We start from the raw sequence: 3,285 nt of genomic DNA, 5'->3' as shown, positions 1-3,285 counted from the left end.
TTTGAGGACTTTGAGCAAGACAACAATTGCTTGCCGACGGTGGAAGAATTCAGAAAACTGTTTTCTGGATATGCGGATCAATATATTGGCCCTATGGATGAGCTTAGTGTTGAAGGGATCACCAAGAACTTTGAAAAACATCAATCTAGGGAGCAGAAAATATGGCGGGCAGTGAACGAACTTGAAGCCGAGCAACGTTTCTTAAGGTCTGAGCAATAATTGCAATGCCCCGTTTGTCTTTGACGATGGTTACTCTGATCGAAGTAACTATCGTCTTTTTTGTTCATTTCTGAGCTTTCTGGCTCTGATTGCAAGAGAAGCCTTTGATGAAGGCAACTTGCCAAGTTGTTGGCATATATTCCAGCCTGCGTCTGCAACCTTGTCTATGTCGATGCCTGTTTCGATTCCTAGCCCGTTGCAGAGGTAGAGCACATCTTCTGTCGCCACGTTTCCGCTCGCCCCGTCGGCATAAGGGCAACCACCAAGGCCTGAAGTGCTGCTGTCGATGACAGTTATTCCCATCGTCAGCGCTTGGTAGATATTGGCAAGTGCTTGACCCCATGTGTCATGGAAATGAACGGCGAGTTGGTTGACGGGAATACGCTGGCTTACCGCCTCAAGCATTGTTGCAATGCGTAATGGAGTGGCGGTTCCTATTGTGTCGCCAAGTGAGATTTCATAACAACCAAGGTTGAGCAACTCGTTGGCGACTTTAGCCACTTTGGCGGGTGGCGTTGCACCATCGTAGGGGCAATCGGCAACACATGAGAGATATCCCCGAACTGGTATTTGGTATTGCTCGGCCAGTTCCATCACAGGTTCGAACCGTTTTAGACTTTCACTAACCGAACAGTTGATGTTGTGTTGGCTGAAGCCATCCGAGGCAGAACCAAATATCGCGACTTGATCCGCACCAGCCTGCAAAGCGAGTTCGAAGCCTTTTACGTTTGGTGTCAGTGCTGAGTAGGTGATGCCAGAATCACGGTTAATCTGGTTCATTACAGAGAGTGAATCGGCCATTTGTGGTACCCACTTGTGGGAGACAAATGCACCGGCCTCAATATGCTTCAGCCCCGTTTTTGAGAGCTGGTTGATAAAGTTAACCTTGTCAGCGGTCGTGACTAGATTTTCATTTTGCAGGCCGTCTCGTGCGCCGACTTCAACAATAGAAACATGCTTGGGTAAAATCGACATCAGGGCTCTCCGTCTGTTATTTTTCCGGATCAATACGCACGAGTAGTTCGCCATGATCCACTTGATCACCGAGTGCGAATAGCACTTTTGAAACAATGCCTTTGTATGGCGCTCTGACGGTATATTCCATTTTCATGGCTTCTATAACTAACAGAGGCTGGTCCTTGTCGACGCTATCACCCGGTTGGCTGAGTAGGGCAGTGATGATGCCATTCAGGGGAGCAATGGCTTGATTTTCTTCTTCATTATGTAAATGGACATGGTCAGTGTCGTTACCGATGAAATAATTATCATGCCAGGTTTGATAATAAATATGCTGCTCTTCATTTGATTCAATATGCGTAAAGTGTTCTTTCTGACCATTAATTTCTATCTGGTAGCGATGCCCACCGTTGATATTGGTAATAGATAACAGGTGGATATTCTGAGCGGCCAGGTAATATTGCTGGTTATTCGTTTCTACCTGTACCAATTTGATTTGTTGGCCATTAGGTGCAAGCGCTTTTGATACTGATGTTGATAGATCTGGGAACTGAAAGAGAAAGTGACAATGTCTATCTCGGGTGTGATTCACTGCTATTTTTTGGCTCGCTGGTTGATTTAAGCGCCAATGCACAAACTGACCTTCCCGATGGATAGCTGATATTGCAGCGAATAGTGTTAGTTTGGAAATAGTTAGCAAGCCTGAGTGGTTGCTGGTCTTGTCAGCATCAGCGTTGCCTGTGTCTCTTAGCTTGGCGCGAGGTGCTTGCTCGTTGTTAAGTTCAGCTTGATGATGCTCTATAAAATGGGTTGTGAGGTCGGCATTGTTGAAAGCTGGGTGGTTAATGACCCGCTGTAGATAATCAATATTGGTTGCAGGGCCAATCAGCCTATAATCTGCAAGTGCCTGAGAAAGTGCTGTAATTGCTGTTTTTCTGGTTGAGGCCCAGACGATGAGCTTTGACAGCATTGGGTCATAATGAGAGGTGACGGTGTCACCTTGTTGGATCCCGGAATCTACCCTGACAATTGTTTGCTTGTTGCTGTTTTCTGGCTCACTAAGATGATGAATATGACCCGATGAAGGCAAGAAGTCCTGATTTGGATCCTCTGCATAAATCCTTACTTCCATCGCGTGCCCCTGATGGACTATCTCGTTTTGGCTGATTGGGAGCGGATTACCCCTGGCGATATTGATTTGCCATTCAACCAAATCTTGCCCAGTTATGAGCTCTGTAACCGGATGCTCGACCTGAAGTCGGGTGTTCATTTCCATGAAGTAAAACTGACCGGAAGCGTCAAGTAAAAACTCGACAGTACCGGCACCGATATAACCAATCGCTTTGGCAGCATCGACAGCAGCCTTACCCATTGCATGACGTAGTGATTCCGGTAGGTTGGGAGCCGGTGCCTCTTCGACTATTTTTTGATGACGTCGTTGAATTGAGCAATCACGATCAGAAAGATAGACCGCATTACCGTATTGGTCGGCAAATACTTGAACTTCAATATGCCTCGGCTCGACCAGGTATTTTTCAATAAGCAGCAAATCATCTCCGAACGATGCCGTTGATTCGCGTTTGGCGCTGGCAATCGCATCGGGCATGTCATGTTCGGACTCGACGATCCGCATGCCTTTCCCACCGCCACCGAGTGCTGCTTTGAGCAGGACAGGGTAGCCGATTTGGTTGGCTGTCGCAGTTAGTGTTTCAATGCTATTATCGTTACCGTGGTATCCCGGTATTAAGGGAACATGTGCTTGTTCCATAATGGATTTAGCATCTGACTTTGAGCTCATTGCTTTCATTGCTGAAGACGGTGGACCGATGAAAATTAAATCGTTTTCAAGGCAAGCTTCGGCAAACGATGCATTTTCAGAAAGAAAACCGTAACCCGGATGAACGGCATCAGCCTTGAGTGTCTTAGCGGCTTGTATAATCCGTACAATATTGAGGTAGGAATTTGCGGCTGGCGCTTCACCTACCAATATGGCGTGATCGGCCATGCAGACATGCTTGGCTAGCCTGTCTGCTTCTGAATAAATAGCGATGGTTTCAATGCCCATTATTTGAGCGGTCTCAATAACCCTGCACGCAATTTCACCACGGT

3 protein-coding genes are annotated in these 3,285 nt (G+C 46.8%); 1 reads left to right on the top strand and 2 read right to left on the bottom strand.

Going from position 1 to position 3,285, the window contains the following annotated elements:
• On the top strand, positions 1-219 hold a 219-nt coding region (locus MHN01_RS21435; RefSeq protein WP_239413340.1), incomplete at its 5' end, for a hypothetical protein.
• A gap of 48 nt (positions 220-267) precedes the next feature.
• Here the strand turns inward: MHN01_RS21435 and MHN01_RS21430 are convergent.
• A complete protein-coding gene (locus tag MHN01_RS21430; protein ID WP_239413339.1) occupies positions 268-1,194 on the bottom strand; it encodes a hydroxymethylglutaryl-CoA lyase in 927 nt (308 codons plus the stop codon).
• Between the two features lie 16 nt (positions 1,195-1,210).
• A partial coding sequence (locus tag MHN01_RS21425; RefSeq protein ID WP_239413338.1) for a biotin carboxylase N-terminal domain-containing protein occupies positions 1,211-3,285 on the bottom strand: 2,075 nt, incomplete at its 5' end.

The organism is Photobacterium sp. OFAV2-7 (assembly GCF_022347985.1).
Lineage (GTDB): Bacteria > Pseudomonadota > Gammaproteobacteria > Enterobacterales > Vibrionaceae > Photobacterium.
This window is presented reverse-complemented; position numbering and strand designations above follow the sequence as displayed.

Excerpts from the sequence above, each read along its gene's own strand:
- MHN01_RS21430 (WP_239413339.1), bottom strand. The coding sequence starts at position 1,194 with ATGTCGATTTTACCCAAGCATGTTTCTATTGTTGAAGTCGGCGCACGA.